18 protein-coding genes and 1 rRNA gene are annotated in these 22,231 nt (G+C 58.5%); 5 read left to right on the top strand and 14 right to left on the bottom strand.

Annotated elements, in window-relative coordinates:
- Positions 1 to 15: 15 nt before the first annotated feature.
- The 3 genes from fsa to ACTQVX_RS05175 form a co-directional block, all read right to left on the bottom strand.
- Positions 16 to 699: a fructose-6-phosphate aldolase gene (gene fsa / locus ACTQVX_RS05185; RefSeq protein WP_117757862.1), complete on the bottom strand. Its 684-nt coding sequence runs from the start codon at positions 697 to 699 to the stop codon at positions 16 to 18.
- A gap of 218 nt (positions 700 to 917) precedes the next feature.
- On the bottom strand, positions 918 to 2,192 hold the full coding sequence (locus tag ACTQVX_RS05180) for a class II D-tagatose-bisphosphate aldolase non-catalytic subunit (protein WP_427719788.1): 1,275 nt from the start codon (positions 2,190 to 2,192) through the stop codon (positions 918 to 920).
- A 144-nt stretch (positions 2,193 to 2,336) separates the two neighbouring features.
- Positions 2,337 to 3,809 (bottom strand): PTS fructose transporter subunit IIC, encoded by a 1,473-nt coding sequence (locus ACTQVX_RS05175; RefSeq protein WP_441016594.1) that lies wholly within the window; start codon positions 3,807 to 3,809, stop codon positions 2,337 to 2,339.
- A gap of 411 nt (positions 3,810 to 4,220) precedes the next feature.
- Between ACTQVX_RS05175 and ACTQVX_RS05170 the strand changes: the two genes are divergently transcribed.
- Both ACTQVX_RS05170 and ACTQVX_RS05165 read left to right on the top strand, forming a co-directional pair.
- Entirely contained in the window at positions 4,221 to 5,231 is a 1,011-nt protein-coding gene (locus ACTQVX_RS05170) for a LacI family DNA-binding transcriptional regulator (RefSeq protein WP_441048885.1), read from the top strand.
- Between the two features lie 129 nt (positions 5,232 to 5,360).
- Positions 5,361 to 6,344, top strand: a complete 984-nt coding sequence (locus ACTQVX_RS05165; RefSeq protein ID WP_441560472.1) for a DNA/RNA non-specific endonuclease — start codon at positions 5,361 to 5,363, stop codon at positions 6,342 to 6,344.
- Between the two features lie 129 nt (positions 6,345 to 6,473).
- Here ACTQVX_RS05165 and ACTQVX_RS05160 read toward each other — a convergent pair whose 3' ends face one another.
- The 4 genes from ACTQVX_RS05160 to ACTQVX_RS05145 all read right to left on the bottom strand — a co-directional run bounded on the left by ACTQVX_RS05160 (position 6,474) and on the right by ACTQVX_RS05145 (position 11,300).
- The gene (locus ACTQVX_RS05160) at positions 6,474 to 8,549 is read right to left on the bottom strand and encodes an elongation factor G (protein WP_154517778.1); all 2,076 of its coding nucleotides are present in this window, start codon (positions 8,547 to 8,549) and stop codon (positions 6,474 to 6,476) included.
- 295 nt (positions 8,550 to 8,844) lie between these two features.
- Entirely contained in the window at positions 8,845 to 9,609 is a 765-nt protein-coding gene (locus tag ACTQVX_RS05155) for an amino acid ABC transporter ATP-binding protein (RefSeq protein ID WP_441560470.1), read from the bottom strand.
- 38 nt (positions 9,610 to 9,647) lie between these two features.
- On the bottom strand, positions 9,648 to 10,301 hold the full coding sequence (locus ACTQVX_RS05150; protein WP_441547484.1) for an amino acid ABC transporter permease: 654 nt from the start codon (positions 10,299 to 10,301) through the stop codon (positions 9,648 to 9,650).
- Positions 10,302 to 10,439: 138 nt separating this feature from the next.
- Positions 10,440 to 11,300: a transporter substrate-binding domain-containing protein gene (locus ACTQVX_RS05145; RefSeq protein WP_441546548.1), complete on the bottom strand. Its 861-nt coding sequence runs from the start codon at positions 11,298 to 11,300 to the stop codon at positions 10,440 to 10,442.
- Positions 11,301 to 11,638: 338 nt separating this feature from the next.
- Here ACTQVX_RS05145 and rlmD point away from each other — a divergent pair, with 338 nt between their 5' ends.
- Positions 11,639 to 13,087 (top strand): 23S rRNA (uracil(1939)-C(5))-methyltransferase RlmD, encoded by a 1,449-nt coding sequence (rlmD, locus tag ACTQVX_RS05140; RefSeq protein WP_441546547.1) that lies wholly within the window; start codon positions 11,639 to 11,641, stop codon positions 13,085 to 13,087.
- A gap of 63 nt (positions 13,088 to 13,150) precedes the next feature.
- Here rlmD and ACTQVX_RS05135 read toward each other — a convergent pair whose 3' ends face one another.
- The 5 genes from ACTQVX_RS05135 to tilS all read right to left on the bottom strand — a co-directional run bounded on the left by ACTQVX_RS05135 (position 13,151) and on the right by tilS (position 19,892).
- Positions 13,151 to 13,972, bottom strand: coding sequence for a phosphatase (locus tag ACTQVX_RS05135; protein ID WP_154517764.1), 822 nt, complete (start codon positions 13,970 to 13,972; stop codon positions 13,151 to 13,153).
- Positions 13,973 to 14,137: 165 nt separating this feature from the next.
- Positions 14,138 to 15,322, bottom strand: coding sequence for a pyridoxal phosphate-dependent aminotransferase (locus ACTQVX_RS05130; protein WP_441546546.1), 1,185 nt, complete (start codon positions 15,320 to 15,322; stop codon positions 14,138 to 14,140).
- A gap of 185 nt (positions 15,323 to 15,507) precedes the next feature.
- On the bottom strand, positions 15,508 to 17,655 hold the full coding sequence (ftsH, locus tag ACTQVX_RS05125) for an ATP-dependent zinc metalloprotease FtsH (RefSeq protein WP_441546545.1): 2,148 nt from the start codon (positions 17,653 to 17,655) through the stop codon (positions 15,508 to 15,510).
- A 1-nt stretch (position 17,656) separates the two neighbouring features.
- Positions 17,657 to 18,205 (bottom strand): hypoxanthine phosphoribosyltransferase, encoded by a 549-nt coding sequence (gene hpt, locus ACTQVX_RS05120; RefSeq protein WP_154517754.1) that lies wholly within the window; start codon positions 18,203 to 18,205, stop codon positions 17,657 to 17,659.
- 148 nt (positions 18,206 to 18,353) lie between these two features.
- On the bottom strand, positions 18,354 to 19,892 hold the full coding sequence (gene tilS, locus ACTQVX_RS05115) for a tRNA lysidine(34) synthetase TilS (RefSeq protein WP_441546544.1): 1,539 nt from the start codon (positions 19,890 to 19,892) through the stop codon (positions 18,354 to 18,356).
- A gap of 48 nt (positions 19,893 to 19,940) precedes the next feature.
- Here tilS and ACTQVX_RS05110 point away from each other — a divergent pair, with 48 nt between their 5' ends.
- Entirely contained in the window at positions 19,941 to 20,750 is an 810-nt protein-coding gene (locus ACTQVX_RS05110) for an MBL fold metallo-hydrolase (RefSeq protein ID WP_441546543.1), read from the top strand.
- Positions 20,751 to 20,851: 101 nt separating this feature from the next.
- On the opposite strand, the gene ACTQVX_RS05105 is transcribed toward ACTQVX_RS05110, so the two are convergent.
- Positions 20,852 to 21,283 carry an Hsp20 family protein gene (locus ACTQVX_RS05105; RefSeq protein ID WP_427728790.1) on the bottom strand — a complete coding sequence of 144 codons (432 nt, stop codon included), beginning with the start codon at positions 21,281 to 21,283 and terminating at the stop codon, positions 20,852 to 20,854.
- A 274-nt stretch (positions 21,284 to 21,557) separates the two neighbouring features.
- On the opposite strand from ACTQVX_RS05105, the gene ACTQVX_RS05100 reads away from it, so the two are divergent.
- Positions 21,558 to 22,028: a hypothetical protein gene (locus tag ACTQVX_RS05100; RefSeq protein WP_441546542.1), complete on the top strand. Its 471-nt coding sequence runs from the start codon at positions 21,558 to 21,560 to the stop codon at positions 22,026 to 22,028.
- 112 nt (positions 22,029 to 22,140) lie between these two features.
- Here the strand turns inward: ACTQVX_RS05100 and rrf are convergent.
- A 5S ribosomal RNA gene (gene rrf, locus ACTQVX_RS05095) occupies positions 22,141 to 22,231 on the bottom strand; the annotation flags it as partial.

The following is a 22,231-nucleotide window of genomic DNA, read 5'->3' as shown; positions in this document are numbered from 1 at the left end:
CCGGCAGAACCATCGTTACTGTGCCTCGACGACCTTTTTCCAGTCGGCCTCGAACGAAGCAAGGCCCTGGTCGGTCAGCGGGTGATGCAGGCATTTCTTAAGAGCGGCCATGGGGACGGTCGCAATATCGGCACCGAGCAGCGCCGCCTGGGTCACGTGATTGGGCGTGCGGACGGATGCAGTGATGATCTCGACGGTGTCGTCGACGTTCTTACCGGTCCAGTCATAGTTCTTGATGCAGGTCACAACGTTGTCGAGCTGCGAGATACCGTCCTCGGCGATGTCATCGAAGCGTCCCACAAACGGGCTGATGTAGCGAGCGCCGGCGTTGGCGGCCATCAAGGCCTGGGTCGGCGAGAAGACGAGCGTCATGTTGACGCGCACGCCCGCATCGGCCAGCGCGCGGCAGGCGGCGAGGCCGGCCTCGCAGACGGGGAGCTTGACCACAATGTTGGGAGCCAGGGCGGCAAGACGCTTGCCCTCCTCGATCATGCCCTCGGCAGTAGTCGCGGTGGACTCGGCAGACACGGGCAGACCCTCGCAGAGCTCGGCAATCTTGAGCATATGGGGCTCAAAGTCGGCGAGCTTACCGCCGGTCTTGGCGTACAGGGACGGATTGGTGGTGACGCCGGCAAGGCAGCCCCAGCTCTTGGCCTCGGCGATCTCGTCAAGGTTGGCGGTATCGATAAAGAACTTCATGGTACAAACTCCTTCGAATGAATAGCTAGCAATCTAAGGACAACGGCTCAATCACTGGTCGACCCAACGTCAGCGAGCGGGCAGCTGCCGTGGCAAGGTGGTGCGAAAGAGGAGCGAAGCGTACTTTGGTACGCGAGCGACGGCTTGAGCGCCAGATTGCCCGGCAGATGCTCGCGCAGCGTCGACCGGTCCGGCGTTTGTCAAAACGCCGGAACTACTTAGTCCTCGAGAGCCTTCTCGATGCGGCTCGTGACGCCCTTGAGGTTAAGACCGACGACGTACTGCTTAATCGGGCGCTTGATGTGCTCGATCACAAAGCGCTTGCCGTCGATGTCCTGGGCAGCGAGGTTGCGATAGAGCTTCTCGACCTGCTCCTTGACCTCGGGATCGTTGAACGCGTAGTGGCCGGAGACATCCAGAATCTTCAGGCTGAGCTCGTCGTCGGCCAGAATGTCGTCAACCTGCAGGTTGACATCATCGCCGGTCATCCACTTGCGCCAGCGCTCGGTCTTGATAGCCTTGACCAGCAGCGTGTGATACAGGTCGGAGGGATCGTCACACAGGCCGTTGTCGACCAGAATCTGCTCGGTAGCGCAGAGCTTGAGGTAGGCGCGGGTCTCCTCGGTGCCGTACTGAGGGGCGACATTGGAAGCCGTCACGTGAGCCGGAATGTGCTCGAGCAGCGTCGCGTCGTCCAGGTAGTCGGCGTTGTGCTCCTTCAGGCCCACGCCGTAGCGCTTTGCCATGTCGGCGAGCTCGCGGGCGTTCTTAAAGTTGTAATGGCCAACCTGCTCGGTCCAACGGGTGAGCGTACCGGTCTGGCCGACGATAAAGGTGGGCATGGGGCAGCCGCGCTTCTCGAGCTCGGGCTGCAGCTGAGAAATGAACTCCTCGTACTTATCGGTAGAGGTCAAGCCGCCATTGGTCTCCTCGGTACCGACCTCATAGGCGACCTCGGGCAGGTTATGCTCGCGACGGTACTGCTCAAGGTAGTCGATAAGATCGATCGTGCGGCGAAGCACCACGTCGAGCGGAATAACCTTGCCGATCTGATAGGGGTCCTTGGTGGGGTCGACCATCAGCAGGTCAAAGCCTGCCTCCATGTCGGCGACGAAGGACTTGCGGGCGAGCTCCATGGCCTCGTCCTCGGGCAGGTGGGCGTTACGCTCCTCGTCGCGCTGCCACGGACCGCCGTGATCGCGGCACAGGTAGTACGGGCCGGTGTAACCCACCTCGTCGGCAACCTTCTTGATGTCGGCGGCAAAGCGCTTCTGGTCCCAACCGTTGACGTAGCCGGCGCCCATCTCGTCCATATCGACCTGGTTGCGGCTGGCGATAAACATGGGCGGGAAATCCTCGTCCTTGGCAAGCTCGAACACGGCCTGAATCAGGTTGGGGCTCATGGGGCCAATGCCGACCATGGTTGCGTGATCGCCGCTATCCTGCAGCTTGAGCATGCCCTGAACGGCCTGGCGGATGGTGAGGTTGGACATTTTGTTCTCCTTCTCCAGAGGATTGTTGACAAAAGTTCCCTGGGACCCAGATGCGGGCCCTATCAGTACGGATGGATTTTGTTGTGTAGGGGCGGTTGTGCGGAGTCAAATCCATCCCTCCGCACAACCGGAGTCCTTAAAGGGTTACTTGGCCTGCTTATCGAGCGTGGGCTTCATGGCAATCAGGATTGCAGCGGCGACCACGGAGCCAATCACGATGTCCAGGCAGAACAGCGCGACGTTGTTGGTGGCAAGGGCGACGATAAAGCCACCGTGCGGGACGTAGCAGTCGATACCCTGGAAGGCGGCAAGCGCCGCACCCACGGCAGAACCGATGCAGATGCCGGGAAGGGTGTGACCGAGATCCTTGACCGCGAAGGGGATAGCGCCCTCGGTAATACCGATGCAGCCCATAAACAGTGCGGAAATACCCATCTGACGGTCAGCGTCATCGAACTTGTTCTTGGCGATGAGCGCAGCGAGGCCGCAAGCAATCGGGGGAATGGCGACAGCGACGCGGAACATACCGTTGGGGCCGTAGATGCCGGAGGCCATGATGGCCATGGTAAAGGTCGAAGCGGTCTTGTTGACGGGACCACCCATATCGAAGGCGGTCATAACGCCAATGACCAGGCCCAGGACGACGGCGGAGCCGCCCTGCAGGCTACCGAGCACGCTGGTGAGCCAATCCATCACAAAGCCAAGCGGCGTGGCCAGGATGTAGATGTAGGCCATGCCCAGGACGAGCGAGGTCAGAATCGGGATGATCAGGATCGGCATGATGGTCTGGATGGTGTTGTTGACCTTCCAGGTCTTCATCCAGCGGACAAAGTAACCACAGATGACAGCCATAATCATGGCGCCCAAGAAGCCGGTCGAAACGCTGTTGCCACTCGGGGTGACGACGGCGTTGTTGACCAAGTAGCCCAGGACAAAACCGGGGGCAAGCGCGGGCTTGCCGGCCATCGAGTAAGCGATGTATGCCGCAAGCACCGGAATCATCATAGAGATGCCGGCCATACCGATGGTGTTAAGGCTCACCATCAACGGGTTGGTGACCTCCATGCCGTTAGCACCGGCGGTACCGGATGCCAACGAGAAGGCGAGGAACACGCCACCGATAACGACAATGGGGATAAAATAGGAAACGCCGGTATTGAATGCATTGAGCAGCGTCTTGCCAGGATCGGCAAAGATAGACTGCTTGGACGCCGGTGTCGGGGCCTGCGGGGCAGCGGAGACGGCCTTCTTCTCTGCCTTGGCCTCGGCCTTGGGCGCGTCAACGGCGCCACCCGTCGCCTTGATAATCTCAACAGCCTGGTCGATGATCTTGACCGGATCGGCGATCACATCGGAAGTACCGACCTTGAGGAACTTGCCCTCGGCCATCTTCTGCTCAAAACGGTCCTCGTTCTCGACACCCACGTCGACGGACTCCAGGACCAGGTCGGCGGAGTCCACGTCTTCCTGCGTGAGCTCATTCTCGATACCCAGGCCACCCTGAGCCTCGACCTTGCACTCGATGCCACGGGCGGCGCATTCATCCTGAATCGCCTTCTGGGCCATATACGTGTGGGCGATACCCACGGTACAGGCGGCAACGCCTACGATCTTCATTGCTTCCCTCTTTTCATAGAGTTGCGTGCGCAAGACACCGTTTGCGGAGGCCTCCGGAGCATCCCCTGCCGTTTGGACTTGCTGTCTTTTCGACAAGACCAATATAGGTGCTCATTTTTCTTAATACCAGCTTATTTCGGTAAACGCGCAGGTCAGAGCGTTGGTTATGCAATTTAGTTATGCGTTTAACCAAAAATGAATCCTGCGTTTTTGATCTCTTTTTTAAAAGTCAAGAAGTATTTAGATTTCTCGGTAGACGGCAGGCTTGCATAACCGCCACGAATTTCGGACCCCACGGATACGGTATTGTTGCATACTCATAAAAGGGCGAAAGGACAGGCAGAATCGTGTGCCCGCAACCCGAACGTGAACCACCGCGCCAAACAACGCAATTTGTCGGAAGGAGTCGCTGTGACCAAACAGCGCGTTACGATCGCAGACGTCGCCCGCGAGGCGGGAACTTCAACAGCCAGCGTCTCGTATTACCTCAACGACAAACGAGACAAGCTCAGCGACAAAACGCAGGCAAAGATCGCGCGCGTTATAAAGGAGCTGGGATACGTCCCCAACGCCCAGGCGCAAACACTCACCGGCAAACAGACCCGCGTCATCGCCATCATCATCTTGGATAACACCAACAAATGGGCGGGCCTCGTCCTCAACGGCATGGAGCAGGTCATGCTCCCCGCGGGCTACCAGACGGTTGTTTGCACGAGCAACTTTAACCCCGAGACCGAGCTCATGTATGTCGACAAAATGCTCTCGCTGGGCGTCGATGGCTTTATCATCCAGCCCACGGCAAACTTCAAAGCCGTGCACGACCGCATTAGACGCGCCGGCAAGCCGGTCGTCTTTTTCGATGCGGCCATCTATAGCCCAGGTACCAGCTGGATCAAGACCAACCTTTACGACGGTGTGTACAACGCCACGCAAGTACTCCTCGACGCCGGTTACGAAGATTTCTTTTCCATTGCCGCCAACATGACCGAAATGCGCACCCGCATGGAGCGTTTTCAGGGGTATGCCGAGGCGCTGGCAGCGAACGGACAGCTCTACAAAGCGATTTCCATCGACCACAACAAGCCGTCGGTCAGTGAGCTTACCGAGTACTTTAAATACAAGCTCAACCCCGCCAAGCGAACCCTTATCTTCGTGCAAAATCAGTGGGCACTTCCCCGTGTCTACAAGGCCCTCCAGCCCATGGCCCATCTGCTTCCGCAGCAAATCGGCCTTTTGGGACTCAACTGCGAAGACTGGACCAACCTCACCACGCCGACCGTCTCCACCATCATCGAGCCCGTCGACCAGGAAGGCAGAGAGGCGGCCGAGATGCTCCTCGCGCTACTCGATGGTAGCAGCACGCCCGGTGAGCAGCGTATTCTCGAATGCAAACTCAATTGGCTCGGTTCTACCTCGATCTAGCCATACGTCAAATATGAGGCAAATGAATCCGTAGCGTTTGTCCCAAATCTTAAGTATTTGTTCGATAGAACGGCCCTCGGCGGCTCCTGCTAGACTGGTAGACTCCCAACCGTCCGTCCAGGAGTCACCATGTCGCGCAAGTCCGCCTACAAGCAAGCACTTTCTATCGGCACCGCTGTGGTGCTGGGGTTTGCGCTGTTTACGGGATCGCTCGACGGGGCGCCCAGACTGCTCTCGCCGCAAGGTGATGAACAGGCGGCGGCTCTGGCCGAGAAGCAAGACGAGAGTCCCAGCCGCACCGACGACGAGGCAGACCTGGTTGCCCGACTCGAATCGGGAACGGCAAACTCCACAGACTCCCAAAACAGCCCGAACTCTGGCGACAAGCCACATTCCGCCGCACCCGACACCGGTGATGACGCTTCCGCGGACAGCGCCGCCACCCCCATCGACGAGGTCGAAAACCCCAATCTCGACCGCGCCCGCGGCGTATACCTCAGCAGCATTCCTGACTACGCGGGTAACCCCTATGTTGCCCTGCGAGCCGACAGCACGCACCCGTTGGGCACACCATCATTCACGCTCGATGAATACGAGCGCGCTACAGAAGAAGGTTGCTTTAAGAAGTTCTCCAAGCTCGACAGCCTGGGCCGCACCCGCAAAGCGCTCGCTTGCGTGGGCCCCGAATCGCTCGGTCAAGGCGAGCGCGGCGATATCTCGCGTATCCATCCCGCCGGATGGCGCCAGCAGCGCTACGACTTTATTCCGGGCCAGAGCCTCTACAATCGCTGTCACCTCATCGCCTGGTCGCTCTGCGGCGAAAACGCTAACCGCAAGAATCTCCTCACCGGCACGCGTTATCTCAACGAAACGGGTATGCTGCCATTTGAGGAGCAGATTCTCGGCTACATCCGCGAGACGGGCAACCATGTGCTCTACCGTGTCACGCCCATGTACAACGAAGAGGAACTCGTCTGCCGTGGCGTGCGTCTTGAGGCGCAATCGGTCGAGGACCACGGCAAGACCCTGTGCTTCCACGTGTACTGCTACAACCTGCAGCCGCATGTGCAGATCGACTACGCTACCGGCCGCAATCAGGCCTCGGGAGACTAGGGCCGGCCAAGCTGCCCCAAAACTTAAAATGAACCGTTTTCCTCCATCCCCCAGGGATCAAAAAGGGCCGCCCTGGATTGGCCAGAGCGGCCCTTGCATCGGCATGTATGTTACAGGCAACGCCCAACGCTACTTGGCACGGCCCTCCTCATAGCGCTCGACCAGCTTGGCCTGAACGTCATAAGGCACCTGCTCATAGCCCGCAGGCTTCATGGTAAAGTCGCCCGTGCCGCGCGTGATGGAGCGCAGACGCGTCGAGTAATCCGTCAGCTCGGCGAGAGGCGCCTGAGCGATGACCACGGTGTCTCCGCGCTCATCGGTCTCCATACCCGTCACGCGACCGCGCGAGGCCGAGATGTCGCCCATCACGGCGCCGGCGTAGCTCTCGGGAATAGTCACCGTGATTTCCTCGATGGGTTCCAGCACCACCGGGTCGGCGTCGGCGCATGCCTTGCGCAGGCCGATGCGAGCCGCCGCGCGGAACGCCATCTCGTTGGAGTCGACGCTGTGATACGAGCCGTCGTACACAGCCACGCGAATGCCCGTAAGCGGGTAGCCGGCAATGATGCCGTCCTTCATGGTCTCCTGGACGCCCTTGTCCACGGCAGGGATCAGCGAGCGCGGAATGCGGCCGCCTACGACCTCGTCCACAAACTCATAGCCGTCGCTCGTACCGTCGGGCCCAATGAGCGGCTCTACGCGCAGCCAGCAGTCACCATACTGGCCGGCGCCGCCGGTCTGCTTCTTGTGGCGGCCCTGGGCAGTTGCCGTGCGGCGAATGGTCTCGCGATACGGGATGCGAATCGGCACGCTCTTGGCCGCGACCTTGGTACGGTCCTCAAGACGATTGAGCAGGACCGAAACCTGCGCCTCGCCCACCGCCGAAATGATAGTCTGGCCGGTCTCCTCGTCGCGGTCGATGCTCATGGTCGGATCGGCCTTGCATGCCTTCTCGATAAACGTGTAGAGCTTCTCTTCGTCGCCGCGATTCTCGGCCTCGATGGCGATGCGGTACTGCGAGTTGGGGAACTTAAACGCCGCAGCCTCGACCTTGCCGGTAATCGAGAGCGTATCGCCCGTCTCGGCCGCCAGCTTGGGCGCCACGATGATATCGCCGGCATAGGCGTGACCGACCTCGGTCATGTCGCGGCCGCACATCACATACAGGTGAGCCAGACGATCGCTCTTGCGGGTGCGCGCGTTGATCAGCTCAAGGCCCGGCTCAAGCGTGCCCGTCAGCACCTTGATGAAGCTGATGCGACCCTGCTGAGGATCGGCCAGGGTCTTAAACACAAACGCCACCGGGCGGTCATCGTCGCTCGAGATCTTGAGCGAATCACCGTCGATGAGCGGCATCTCGCCGTAGTCCGTCGGCGCCGGGAAGTACGTGGCGATGTCGTCCATCAGCGAGTTGACGCCCTGCTCCTTAATGCAATCGCCCGCAAAGACCGGCACAAAGATGCGCTCGGCGATCGCCTTCGACAGCAGGCCTTCAAGCTCCTCCTGCGTCAGCGTCTCCTCGCCTTCCAAGTACTTCATCATCAGTTCGTCGTCAGCCTCGGACACCAGCTCGCACAGATGGTCATGGGCCTCCTCGGCCTGGGCACGATACTCCTCGGGAATCTCCGACTCAACGGCTTCGGCGCCGTTGCAATGGCGCGCCTTCATGCGCACCAGGTCGATGATGCCGTCAAAGTCCTCGCCCTCGCCCCAGGGAAGGGTCACGGCGCCCAGGCGCGTGCCGAAGCGTTCCTGCAGCAGGTCCATCGTGGTCGCAAAGCTGGCCTCGGAGCGCGACAGGCGGTTTACGAACACCGCACGCGCCAGACGCAGGTCCTCGGCGGCATACCAGAGCTTAACCGTCGTAGGCTGCGGGCCGGCCTCGGCGTCGACCACAAACAGAGCCGTCTCGCAGACGCTCATCGCGGCAAAGGCGTCGCCGATAAAATCGGGGTAGCACGGGGCATCGAGCACATTGATGCGCGCACCCTTCCAGTCGATCGGCGCAATGGTCGTCGAGATGGAAAACGCACGCTTGACCTCTTCGGGGTCATAGTCGAGCGTGGGCTTGGTGCCGTCGTGGCCGCCCAGGCGGGCGGTCTTGCCGGAAAGGTGGAGCATGGCCTCGGCGAGTGAAGTCTTGCCCACCCCACCTTGGCCTACGAGCACCACGTTCCTTACGTTACCGGTCTTGGGAGCACCCATGATGACCTCCTTGCAGGGCCGCGCGCAATGCGCGACGCCAACGGGGAGAGTTCGCGGTCGATGCCGTCCCGGGAGCAGCATGGTCGGCAGCCGATCCGGCTCACCCTCCAAATGTCCTATGCCACCACCCTACCCTCGCGGGCGACTGTCCATGCACACCTTTCGGCGCACGTATGAATACGGGCGGCGAGAGGAAGGGCAAACGCCTGAGGCGGTTATTAAGCCCCATCGGCGCAAATAAAACCGCCGCAGGCCATAAGACCTGCAGCGGTTTCGCCTCAATGTCTACTTGAGCCTATCCCTCGATACGGCTCAGGAACTCGCGTGTGCGCCGTTCGCGCGGATGACCGATAACCTGCTCGGCAGGACCCTCCTCTACAATGCGACCGCCGTCCATAAAGACCACGCGATCGGCAACATCGCGCGCAAACTGCATCGCATGGGTCACGATCACCATCGTCATATTCTGCGCGGCAAGGTCTTTAATGACACGCAGCACCTCGGCCGTTAGCTCGGGATCGAGTGCCGAGGTCGGCTCATCGAAGAACAAGATCTCTGGATCGAGCACCAAGGCGCGCGCAATACTCACACGTTGCTGCTGACCGCCCGAAAGCTCGCATGGCACCTTGTTCTCGTTGCCCGTAAGCCCCATCTGCGCGATCAACTCACGCGCACGTGCTTCGACCTGCTCGCGCGGGCGCTTGAGCACGCGGATCGGAGCGTCGGTAATGTTTTTCATCACGGTATAGTGCGGGAACAAATTGTAGTTCTGAAACACCAGGCCAAAGCGCGAGCGCGCCTGCTTGGGCACATCGCCTTTCGCATACACCGTGCCCGATCCCGCATCCGTCGCAACGGCTAGATCACCAAACGAAAGCGAGCCGCCGTCAAGCGTCTCGAGCAGCGTGGCGCAGCGCAACAGCGTTGACTTACCGCCGCCCGAAGGTCCGATAATCGCCACGACCTCGCCGCGCTTTACCTCGAGCGAGATATCCTTGAGCACCTCATTGCCACCAAACGCCTTGCGCGCGCTCGTTATATTCATTACCGTTCCGGACACGGGAACCTCCATGTGTTTGAAAAGCACGACGGAACAGGCTAGTCGTGGTAGTAGTCAAGTCGCTTTTCGGCGGCGCCCAGCAGCATCTCGACCACAAAGTTAAAGACCCAGTAGATCAGTGCCGCAATCGCAAACGGCACCATGCTCACTTGAGAGGCAACCAGTGCCTTGGCCGTCGAGAACATCTCCCCCACGCCGATGGCAAATGCCAGCGACGTGTCCTTGACCAGCGTGATGATCTCGTTGCCCATCGCCGGCAAAATGCGCTTGGCGACCTGCGGCATCACAATGTACAAAAACGTCTGCAGGCGTGAATAGCCCAGCACCTCGGCGGCCTCATATTGACCACGCGGGATAGACTGCAAACCCGAGCGATAGATCTCGGCAAAGTAGCCGGCATAGTTGATGATGAATGCCACGACGCACGCTGTCCACTTGGAATCGGGCGTGAGCGAAATACCAAAGACGTAATACGGAGCAAAGTAGATGGCAAACATCTGCAGCATGAGCGGCGTACCGCGCATGACCGAAATGTAGATGCGCGCAATCCAACGCAGCGGAGCGATTTTGCTCATACGCATAAACGCCACGGGAATTCCCAAGGGAATCGAGCCCAACAGCGTGAGCAAAAACAACTGCAAACTGACCAAGAAACCCTGGCCAAGCATCTGCATCATGACCTGAATAGACAACCCAAGCTCTCTTTCACAGCAACAGAACAGCAGGTGTTAATTGAAATAGGCACAGTGCCCAAGATTGCGAGCGACAAGCCCGACGAAGCGTACTTTGGTACGCGAGGAGGGTTGGAGCCGCAAGGTTGGGTGCTGTGGCTATTTCAAAACCCAGTTGTCGAAGGATAGACCGTAGCTCGCATACTTGTCGCACAGGTCCTTGACTGTACCGTCCTCATAGAGCGCCTTGAGCGACTCGGTCACGGCGTCGGCCGACTTGGTGTCGCCCTTCTTAAAGCCAACGGCGTAGTGCTCGCTGGACAGCGGCTTGTCAAGTTGCGTATAGGCATCGGGCTTGGCGGCAAGCTGATACTGGGCGATCGAAAGGTCGCAAGCCACCGCATCGACCGCGCCGCTCTCGAGCTGCATAAAAGCCGTGTTGTACTCGCCGATGGTATCGAGCGTGGCAAACGTCGCCGCCAGATCCTTCTGGTCACCCTCTAGCACATCCTGCGCGGCAGAATCGGTCTGGGTAATCACGGTCTTGCCGGCAAGGTCGTCCCAATTCTTGATGCCCGCATCCTTCTTAACCACCAGCACCTGCTCATTGAGCATGTACGGCTCGGAGAACGTGTAGTCGTCCTCGCGGCCCTCCATGGTAAAGCCGTTCCAGATGCAGTTGATGGCGCCCGAGTTGAGCAGCGTATCCTTGGCGTCCCAGTCGATGGCCTCGTACTTGACCTCCCAGCCCTGCTTATCGGCAACTGCCTTGGCCAAATCGAGATCAAAGCCGGTGTACTCGCCATCGTCGCCCACAAAGCCATACGGAGGATAGGACTTGTCAAAGCCCACCACGAGCTTCTTAGACTCCACAGCGCCCTTGGCGTCCTTTGCCGCGGCAGAGCCGGCAGTGGAACCCTTGTCGGCACCACCGCCGCAGCCGACAAGACCAAGGCCAAGCACCGTGGCGAGCGAGCCGGCTAGACCAACAAACTGACGACGAGACATATCGGTATTCATGGTATTCCCCCTTGATGGCACTTTAGCTAAGTAAAGTGAGTCATGTAACGTTCAGAATCATACACTTTAGCGTGATAGAGCACAAGGCGAGTTTGCCCGCCGCGTGAGGGGTGTGGGGGTTAAGTTTCCTGCTCTACAGTCCTGCTCACGACGGAGAGCACATTAAGTGCTCTCCTGTTCGTGCGGAACTCGCGATAAACTTAACCCCCACACCCCTCACGCGGCGGGCAACCGTCGTTGGGCTTATCACTGACACCATTAAACCGCTTGCATATCGTCTGCTTGCTTGGCACGGTACAATACTTGCAGCTTTAATTCATGAATTAGTGGAGTTATTGATGGCAGAATCTCGTGCGGAGCGTAAGGCTCGTCGTGCTTTGATCGAGGCGGCTGAGGGGTCGGAAGAGAAAAAATCTTCTAAGAAATCCAAGTCGTCTCAGGACACGAAGGGTAAGTCGGCCAAGGGCAAGGCTAAGACCAAGCGTCCCAGCCCTCGTCGGAGCGAGGGTAAGGCACCTCAAGCTCGTTCCAAGCGCTCGCATAATGAGTCGTCCCGGTCCGCTCATAAGGCCGTTGATCCCAAGTCGCCTTGTTCCATCATGAAAGCTTGCGGTGGATGCACGGCGCTCAACAGGCCTTATAAGAAGCAGCTGGCGACCAAGCAGGCTGCTATGGATGAACTTTTTGCTGCTCTTTGCGAGCGTGAGGGCATAACCGTCGACCCCATTCGCGGTATGGACGTTACCCTGGGCGACCCGGGCAAATATCCTGCGCCGCGTGGTTTTCGCCATAAGGCCGCCACTCCCTTTGCCCCCGGCAAAGGGGGCGCTGTCCGCTGCGGCTTTTTTGAGCGCGGCACGCACAGAATCGTCGCTGTTCCCGAATGCCCCGTCGAGGCACCGGGAGCCCGTCAGATTCTTAACGGCATTGCGCGTGAGGCCGAGCGCCTGCACATTCCCGCCTTTAACGAGGACAAGCATCTGGGCCTGCTTCGCTATGCCGTCGTTCGCTGCGGCTGGCGCACCGACCAGATCATGATCACCCTCGTTACCGCCCAGCGCGACCTGCCGCATGCGCAGGAATTCTTTGAGGCCATCGCCGCACTCGATCCGCGTATCGTCACCGTCGCCCAAAACATCAACGGACGCCCTGGCAACGCCATCCTGGGTGAGGAAACCCACATCGTGTATGGCGCTGAATGCATGCGCGACCAGCTACTCGGCTGCGAGTTTGATATCTCCCCCACCGCGTTCTACCAGACCAACCCGCAGCAGACCGAGCTGCTCTACCAGCTCGCTATCGACGGTATGGATCTGCACCAGGGCGATGTTCTCATGGATGCCTACTGCGGCAGCGGCACCATCGGTCTTTGCGCAGCTAAAGAAGCTCAGAACAAGGGCATCGGCATCATGTTACTTGGCGTGGAGCGCAACCCGGCGGGCATTGCCGACGCACGCCGCAACGCCGAGCTCAACGGTCTTACCCGCAGCGCCTGGTTTATGGCCGACGATGCCACCGACTACATCCTAGATGCCGCCGACAACAACGAGCGCATCGACGTCCTTTCCATCGATCCGCCGCGTGCCGGCTCTACCCTCGAGTTCCTCGAAGCCGCCTGCGCGCTTAGACCTCGCCGCATCACCTATATCAGCTGCAATCCCGTGACCCAAGAGCGTGACCTGCACCAGCTCCTCGACGGTGGCTATCGCCTGCTCAAGATCACGCCCGTCGACATGTTCCCCCATACCGACCACACCGAAACTGTAGCGGTCCTCGAGCGCCGCTAATCCACCGGCACAAGAAGGGGGCGACCCGTCTGGGCCGCCCCCTTACTTGGTTTATGCACTCCGCTACATCCTCTTGCGCAGGTCACACACGCCGGCTGCCGCCATCTCGCGCAGTAGCGTCTCGCGGTCGCGCGTCACGATCAAATCCAGCGGAAAGTGAATCTCGTCGAGCATCTTGCGCGCTTGGTCGAGCTTACCAATTGCCATACCAATGTGCGCATCGGTCGAGACGCCAATTCCCACGCCCAGCTCGGCGCACCGCTCGGCAATCTTGCGGCACACGTCCCAATGCTCGGCATCCGCGCCATGCTCAAGACTGTGATTGTTGATCTCGATGATCTTGTGCTTAGCCTTAGCAGCAAGCAACACCTCGTCGATATCGAACGGCACGCCCGATCGACCCGTATGCCCCAGCATAAACACCTTGGGATGCTCCAGAGCATTGATATACATCTCGGTCGTCTGGGCCAGCGTCGCGCCTTCAGCGAACTGCGGATTATGCACGCTTGCAACCAAATAATCCAAATTACGCGTAACCCGATCGAACAGCGAATGCTGACGGCTGTACGAATCGCCGGCAATATCGAGCGTGACAGGAGTGTCCTCGCCAAACAGACTTCCGTCCAGCGAAACGATATCGGCCTCGGCGCCACGCAGCACCAACACGCCACTCCAAATGCGCGGCCATATATCCTGGTTGATAAAGAACTGGTAACTGCGCAGGTCATTGGGGCAAGCCGTAACCATAGAGCTCAGATGGTCGGCAGATCCAAGCACCTGCAGGCCACGCTCTGCCGCCCAGTACACATTCTCCTCAATGGTCGAATATGCATGCGCAGAGAACATCGTATGGGTATGAATGTCACAGGAAAGCAGGTAGGGCATCAGGTCTCCTTATCCGGTATGGCCGTCGCGTATATTCATTGTACGCATAGCCTTCGATAGTCGTAAAACCGCTCCATCCCAAAGACACAACGTCCATGACAACGGGGTCCGGTTTAACACCAAACCCCGTTTCACGTAAAACATTGTAGGCAGAGCGCTCTGCTTTTAACGATACTCGTCCGCCAACTGTTTCCAAGCGGGTAGCGAATTGATAATCGTTTCGTAACTCACGCAATAACCCAAGCGGAACCAACCCGGCATGCCAAAGCTATCCGAAGGCACCGCGAGCAACTCGTACTTCTTTGCACGCTCGCAAAAAGCGTTTGCGTCGGGCTCGAGCGCCTTCACCCACAGATAGAAAGCGCCGTCCGGTTCAACGTAGGTGTAGCCGTACTCCGCCAATGCGTCGGTGAGCGCCGTTCGGTTGCGAGCATAGGCTTCGACATCACTCGGCTCATCGATGCAATCGATAATCACGCGCTGGAAGAGCGCCGGTGCGCACACAAAACCCAGTGTACGGGCGGCACCGGCGACGGCCGGCATAAGGCGAGCAGCCTGAGGATTGGTGTTGGGAACCAAAATCCAACCCACACGCTCACCCGGCAGCGACAGCGACTTGGAATACGAATAGCACACGACGGTGTTCTCGTAGATTGAGGGTACCCAGGGCACCTCGGCACCGTACACAATCTCGCGGTACGGCTCATCCGAGATGAGCATAATCGGATTCTCGGGATCACGCTTGGCATTGACCTCGCGCAGAACATTGGCCAGTCGCGTCAGCGTGTCGCGCGTATATACGGCACCGGTCGGGTTGTTGGGCGAGTCGATAATGACGGCCGCCGTCTTATCAGTAATCGCCTTGAGCACGTTGCCCACGCTCAGCTGGAACGTGCCTTCATCGGCGGGTGCCTCGACACACGTACAGCCGGCCTTCTCAATCCACACGCGATACTCCGGAAAGTACGGGGCGATAACAATGACCTCGTCACCGGGATTGGTAACAGCGTTGAGCGTGCAGGTGAGCGAAGCCGCCGCACCCACGGTCATAAAGACATCTTTACCCTCATAGCTCGTGCCAAAACGACGGTTGAGCGACTCGGCCACAGCGACACGACATTGCGGCAGGCCTGGTGCGGGCGTGTATCCGTGCAGTTGGTCGCTCGGCAGCTCCAAGGCCTTTTTGATGGACTCCGCCACGGCAGCGGGCGCCGGAACACTCGGGTTGCCCAGCGAAAAATCGAATACGTTCTCCGCACCGATCTGTGCCTTGCGTTCAAGTCCATAGCTAAAGATCTCGCGGATGATAGAGCTTTCCGCGCCGCGAGCAAACATGGTTTCGTTGATCATCTGTTCCCCTTTCGCATAGGCGGTATTGTACGCTTTAGTCAAGCAAAGTACCGCAGCAATGTTAATTGGGGACAGACTTAAATGCGTGAAAACGCTCATTTAAGTCTGTCCCCAATCAACAGATGGCCCCATATCGCTCAAAAAAGCCTCCGCAGGTTTCCCCGCGGAGGCTCTCACGACAAAGATTACTCGTCAGCCTCGGTGTCGCCATCGGCCTTTTTTGTGTCAGCAGCCTCGACATCGTCAGCGCTATCGGATGCGACTTCGGCATCCTCCTGCATGGCCGCCTGCGCAAAAGCTGCGGCATCAGCCGCCAGCTCCTCCTCGCTCATACGAGGCGCGCGCTTTTTGGTCGGCACGCCGGCCGCCTTGGCATTGCGCTCCTCCTTGGCTGCCAGAATGTCGTCCTCGCGCTCAAGGTAGGCATCCCAGTCGTTGTCGAGCAGGGCGTTCACGGCGTCGCCTTCGACGGTCTCGCGCTCAAGCAGCACCTTCGCCATCAGATCGAGCTGATCGCGACGGGCATCCAAAATCTCAACAGCACGGCGATGGGCCTCACGCATGATGCGCTGAACCTCGATATCGATGCGGCGCGCCGTCTCCTCGGAGTAATCCTGGTGATCGGCATAATCGCGACCAAGGAACACCTGATGCTGTGCCTCGCCAAACACCTGCGTGCCCAGCTCCTCGCTCATGCCCAAACGCGTAACCATCTCGCGCGCCATCTTGGTCGCGCGCTCCAGATCGTTGCTCGCGCCCGATGTAATGTCATCGCACATGAGCTCCTCGGCAACGCGACCGCCCAAGAACACGGCAAGCTCGTCGAGCATCTCGTTCTTGGTCTTGAGGAAGTGATCCTCCTGCGGAAGCTGCAGCGTATAGCCCAGAGCCTGACCGCGGCTGACAATCGAAATCTTGTGAACCGGATCGGAGTGCTCCAGGATGTGACCCACCAGAGCATGACCGCTCTCGTGGTAGGCAATCGTGGTGCGCTCGGCTTCGGTCATCACGCGCCCCTTGCGCTGCGGTCCTGCAATCACGCGCTCCATCGATTCTTCGACCTCGTCCATCGAGATCACGGAGCGATGACGGCGAGCGGCAAGCAGTGCGGACTCGTTGAGCAGGTTTGCCAGATCGGCACCGGTAAAGCCAACGGTCATCTGGGCGAGCTTCTCAAACTTAACGTCCTCATCCATTGGCTTGTTCTCGGCATGCACGCGCAAGATCTGCTCGCGCCCCTTCACATCCGGGCGGTCGACCGTAACCTGGCGGTCAAAACGACCGGGGCGCAGCAATGCCGGATCCAGAATATCGGGGCGGTTGGTCGCGGCGATCAGGATGACCGATTCGCTTTCCTCAAAACCGTCCATTTCGACCAGCAGCTGGTTGAGCGTCTGCTCGCGCTCGTCGTGACCGCCGCCCAGGCCGGCTCCGCGCTGACGTCCCACGGCATCAATCTCGTCAATGAAGATGATCGACGGAGCCTGAGACTTGGCCTCCTTAAAGAGGTCGCGCACGCGGCTGGCGCCGACGCCCACGAACATCTCGACAAAGTCAGAGCCCGAGATGCTAAAGAACGGGACACCGGCCTCTCCGGCAACGGCCTTGGCCAGTAACGTCTTACCGGTACCCGGAGGGCCCACCAGCAAAACGCCGCGCGGGATCTTGGCACCCAGCTTGCGATAACGGTCCGGATCGCTCAAGAAATCGCGAATCTCTTCGAGCTCCTCAACAGCCTCGTCCACGCCGGCAACGTCTTCGAACTTGACCTTGGGACGTGTAGCCTCGTTGGTCTTGGCGTTGGTCTTGCCAAACTGCATGTTCCTATTATTGGCGCCCATCATCTGGCGCATAAAGTAGAACATGATGGCGATCAGGGCAATCGTCGGCAGTACGCTCATCGCCAAGTCGCCCCAAAAATCGGGGTCGTTGGTGTTGACGATGTACTTAGTGTCGGGATGCTCCGCCATGAGCTCGGCAAGCGAATCGGAGCCGACATAGGTCGAGGAAAAGCTCTTGAGCTCACTCGTGTCGCCCTTGTCCTTTTTCGCCTTCCAGTAATGACCCGTCACGCTTCCGTCCTGAACCGTATAGGTCAGATCTTCGACGCGATCCTGCTTGATGGCGCTCACCATCTCGCTCGTCGCGAGCTTAACGGTATTGCTGGAGCTGGCAAAGCCGGAGCCCATATTAAAGAAGGCATAGCCCAGAAGTGCGCAAGCCAAAAGAAAATACAGCCAGCCCGTACGTGTGGGTTTCTTGCCTCCGGGCATCCCCGGAATCTTAGGGTCCCGGGGTGTCTGGGAATTGTAGTCGTTACGGTCGTCGGGCATCTTACGAATAAACCTCCGGTTTCAAAATGCCCAGATACGGAAGGTTACGATAGCGCTCGGCATAGTCGAGGCCGTAGCCCACCACAAAGGCATCGGGGCAATGGGTTCCAACATACTTGGGCGTAATGGCCGAGATGCGATCCTCAACGTCCTTCCACAGGAAGGCGGCGACCTCCAGAGAAGCGGGCTTGCGGCTCTCAAGGTTCTTCATCAGATACTTGAGCGTCAGGCCCGAGTCCAGAATGTCTTCAACGATCAGCACGTCACGACCGCGGATATCGATATCAAGGTCTTTGATGATACGCACGATGCCCGAGGACTTCACACCGTCGCCATAGCTCGAAACGGCCATGAAATCGATATTGGTCGGCAGCTCGATCTTGCGCATCAGGTCGCCCATAAAGACCACGGCGCCGCGCAAGACCGCAATCAGCACCAAATCCTTACCCGCGTAGTCGCGCGTAATCTCCTCGCCCAGGCGAGAGACGATACCGTCGATATCCTCCTGCGTAAACAGAACCTTCTCGATATCCGGATGTTGAGAAGCCATGACAACCCTTTCTTGTGCTTAATCGCCCACACACCGCCGTATGGACGCGAACTACACATTCTAGCAGCGCACGGGGTATATTTTCCAGCCCGTGCACCATCAGCGCGGGAATACCGTCAACGCCGCACAGAAAAACTGGTGCGAGGGGCTAATCCGCGTCAACCACGCGAAGCAGATAGGCCACACGCGTCGCCGCCGTGCACTTAAAGCGTTCGTCCGCGCGAACTCCGGCGACCCACACCACGACACCCCCCGGTGCCGTCCTTACCATGGGCACGCCGGTGCGCTCGGAAACGGGAATACGAGCCTCGCACAACAAGTCGGATACCTTCTTGCTTCGGCCACTCATGCCTAACGGGCACATCACGTCTCCCGGTGCGGGACCGTCCACCCACAGGCGCGCCAATCGCCCCTCGGCAGGAACCTCGCCGCGCGAGCCAGCCAAGATCCGCTCGCTATCGCTGTTGGCAAAACCCAGGGCAGCCGCGTCCACCAAAGCTGTCACTTCCCCAGCAGCCGCAAACTCACGGGCGCGGCGCACGATATCGCATCCCGGCTCAACGGCTATCGCTTCTGTGACCAGCATACGTCCCCCGCCCAACGACATACGGCCGGGTATGGTAATCCAGTCCGCAACCAAGCCCTCACGAGCCGCCGGCGCCTTAAACGCCAGCATGCCAAACTCGACACGTGCGTCAATCCCCGCCGGAAGCGTAACCGAACCCGCACCCTCGGCAACACAGGAGAGGACTCGCTCCACATGGCGCATCTCTGGGCGAGCGTCCGGATCGATGCGTTTAATCGCCAGTCGCACGATGCGCCGCGCGATTACCACCTCGGCCGCAGCAAGGCGTCTGGCATCGAGCACCAGCGCGGCCGCTGCCTCTTTGCGCAGGCAGCTTCGAAACGCCTGTGCCGACAACTGGGATAGAAACGCATCCTCATCACCCAAGATCTCACAGGCGGCACCAATCGTCTTGCACACGCTCGCATTACGCTGCGCCAGCACTGGCATTACCCGGTGGCGAACGTAGTTTCGCAGATACGAGATATCTTCGTTGGTCTCGTCCTCGCGCCACGGCTGACCATGCACCTGCAGATAGCCCACAAGCTCGCCATGAGTTAGGTCGAGCAAGGGGCGTACCACAATATTCCTTCGGCGGGGAATGCTCGAGAGCCCAGCAGGGCCCGACCCCTTAATGGCGTTCATCAAAAATGTTTCCGCGCGGTCTGAAGAGGTATGGGCAGTACAGATGCGCGCCGCCGTTCTCGGCGCCCCCATCTTGGCACAAAGCTCGCGAACATACCTTCGCGCCGCGGCATAACGCACCTCGCGCGCAGCCGCCTCGATATTGCCCGACTCCCCATCAAAATAGGCGTGCTCCACACACAGCGGCAAGCCATATTGTGCGCAGAGCTCGCGCACAAAGGCCTCGTCGCCGTCGGACGCCTTGCCTCGCAGGTGATGGTTTACATGAAGCACATGTAGGCGCTCGCGAGCAATGGGGGCAACGCCGCGTCCATCTTGGATATCCAGCTTTGATGTGCACGCCATAAGAAGCAGTGCCGTCGAGTCCGCACCGCCTGATACCATGAGCACCACAGGAGCAGCCTGCTGCCTCGTCCGGGTCTCATCGACTGCCCCGGGTACGGCATGGTGTCCGTAATGCTGTGATACCGTTGGCATTCGCTTCCTCCTCTATTCGTCAGCACTCATTGTATCCTTTGGAATCTTATGTCTCGCCTGCACCTTCATATCCTCGGCAGCGGCTCTAAAGGCAACTGCGCACTCATCGAGGGCCCGCAGGGGCTCATTATGGTCGATGACGGACTGTCCCGCCGCGAAACGCTCAAACGCATGGCTGAGCTCGGCCTTTCGGCAGACGACGTGTCCGCCCTTGTTGTCACCCATGAGCACAGCGACCACATTAAGGGGCTTGAGGTGTGGTGTAAACATTGGAACGGACCGGTCTTTTCCAGCAGAGGCACGCTCGCATCAAAGGAAAGCCTCGCACATCTGTCTGTTGAGGAATTCGACCCAGGTGACGCCCTCTCTATTGCCGGGGTCCACATTCAAACGTATTCGACATCGCACGACGTCGTCAATCCTGTCGGCTACCGTTTTGATACCCAGGGTGATTCGGTTGGCTTTGCCACCGACACCGGCGAGTTGTCTAAGCATGCCATCGATACGCTCAGGGACTGTCGCATTCTTGCGCTCGAAAGCAACCACGATGTAGCCATGCTGAGTCAAGGAGACTATCCTCGCTTTCTTCAGGAACGCATCCTGTCTGCAAAAGGGCATCTCTCCAACGATCAGGCCGCCGATGCCGCACGCGCGCTGGTAACCGATCGCACCGAGCAGCTTATCGCGATGCACATTAGCCAAGACAACAATCGCCCAAGCCTTACCGTCAAAAGCTACGCAAGCTCACTTGGGGCGACACTCGACAACGAGCTTGGTAGCACCGCCACTCGCATTGAGGGGCCACATAAACTCACAATACGTCCCGCTGGGCAATATCGGCCCATGACCATTCAGTAGGCCGTCTCAAATATTCAGTAGGCTGTCTCAAATAGAAAAGGGGGCCGGGAATCGCTTCCCAGCCCCCTTAGCTCAGGCACCGATGTTAATGGCCGATAACGTTAGTCGATGAAAATCTTCGTAACGTTCTTCTTTTCGACAATCTTAGGAACCGTAACGGTAAGGATGCCGTCAGCATACTTTGCAGAAAGTCCCTCGCTCGAAGCATCCTTCAGGTACACACCGCGCGTCGCGCTGTAAGAGCAAAACTCCTTCTGCAGGTAGTTCTTGTCCTTGTTCTCTTCGCTCTCCTCAACATTCACGCTAATGGAAAGACGACCCTCATTGAGCTCAACGTCGATGTCGTCCTTCGCGACGCCGGTCAAATAAGCCTTGACCTCGTAACCGTCGCCCTTGTCCTCAACATCAACGGGAAACGCCTTGGAGGCGATCGAGTTGTTTGCCAGATCGGTCATATCATCAAACAGATCGAACAACGAGCTAGCAGAGGGACGAACACCAAAAACCGAACGATAAGGAACCATGCTTGCCATGACTACCACTCCTTTAAGGGACTGCCGAGCCATCTTCTAGGTGGCAGGGACTTCTTTTGACGCTTTAATATATGCCCATCCATTTCTTATATATACATTTTGATATAAAGTTTTTTAAGTCTCTATCTATAAGCATATCTAAGTCTATGTGACTAAGGTTTAATGAGGTCAAGCTTCTTTGAACCGTGTCTTAAATACCAAATGTGCCCTAGCTAAACAAAGCTGGGGCTTACAATGAGCGTATACACAATATTAATGACAACCTAAGGGCATCATGGACGATCAAACCTCCGACAATTCGTATGATCAGATGCAGAACGATAAATCAACCTATCCGCAGACCATACGCTACCATCGTCCCCATATTTCCCAAGAGCCTATTGACGATACAGAGCCTGAATATGTAACTCGCAATCGTTATCAAACCCTTGAAGAATCTCAATCACGTCGCAAACACATGGGCGTCGCCCCGAGCGAATCGGCGTATCTCAAAGATGCCCCCTTATCCAAAAACAGCGCATGCAACCAGGAGCAGGCCCAAACACCCGCCAAGCAACAACGAAGAGAGCCTCGCCCTAAACAGACCCTAACGCATTCTGCCCGCTATTTAGAGACGCCGAAGCAAGGAAAATCGATATTTATATCGTCTAGCAGGCGACGCAAACAGCACCGGCTCCAAATCGCGCTCTTGATCATTGCCATCGCGGCAATCGCGCTGGTCATTCGTTTTATTTTCTTCAAATAGAAAAGACAATTAAGCCGTAGAGGCTTTAGGTTTACAACGCCCAAACGAAAAAGGGGGAGGCCGCGAGGCCTCCCCCTTCTCAGTCCAAGCGCACGGCTCGGTGCCGTCCACCGGTCAGCGGCGCCCTGGCCTCCCACGGGCTGGCCCCGCAGTACTCTCGGCGCGATGGGGCTTAGCTTCCGGGTTCGGAACGGGACCGGGCG

This window comes from Collinsella sp. LCP19S3_A6 (assembly GCF_052122015.1).
Classification (GTDB): Bacteria; Actinomycetota; Coriobacteriia; order Coriobacteriales; family Coriobacteriaceae; genus Collinsella.
This window is presented reverse-complemented; position numbering and strand designations above follow the sequence as displayed.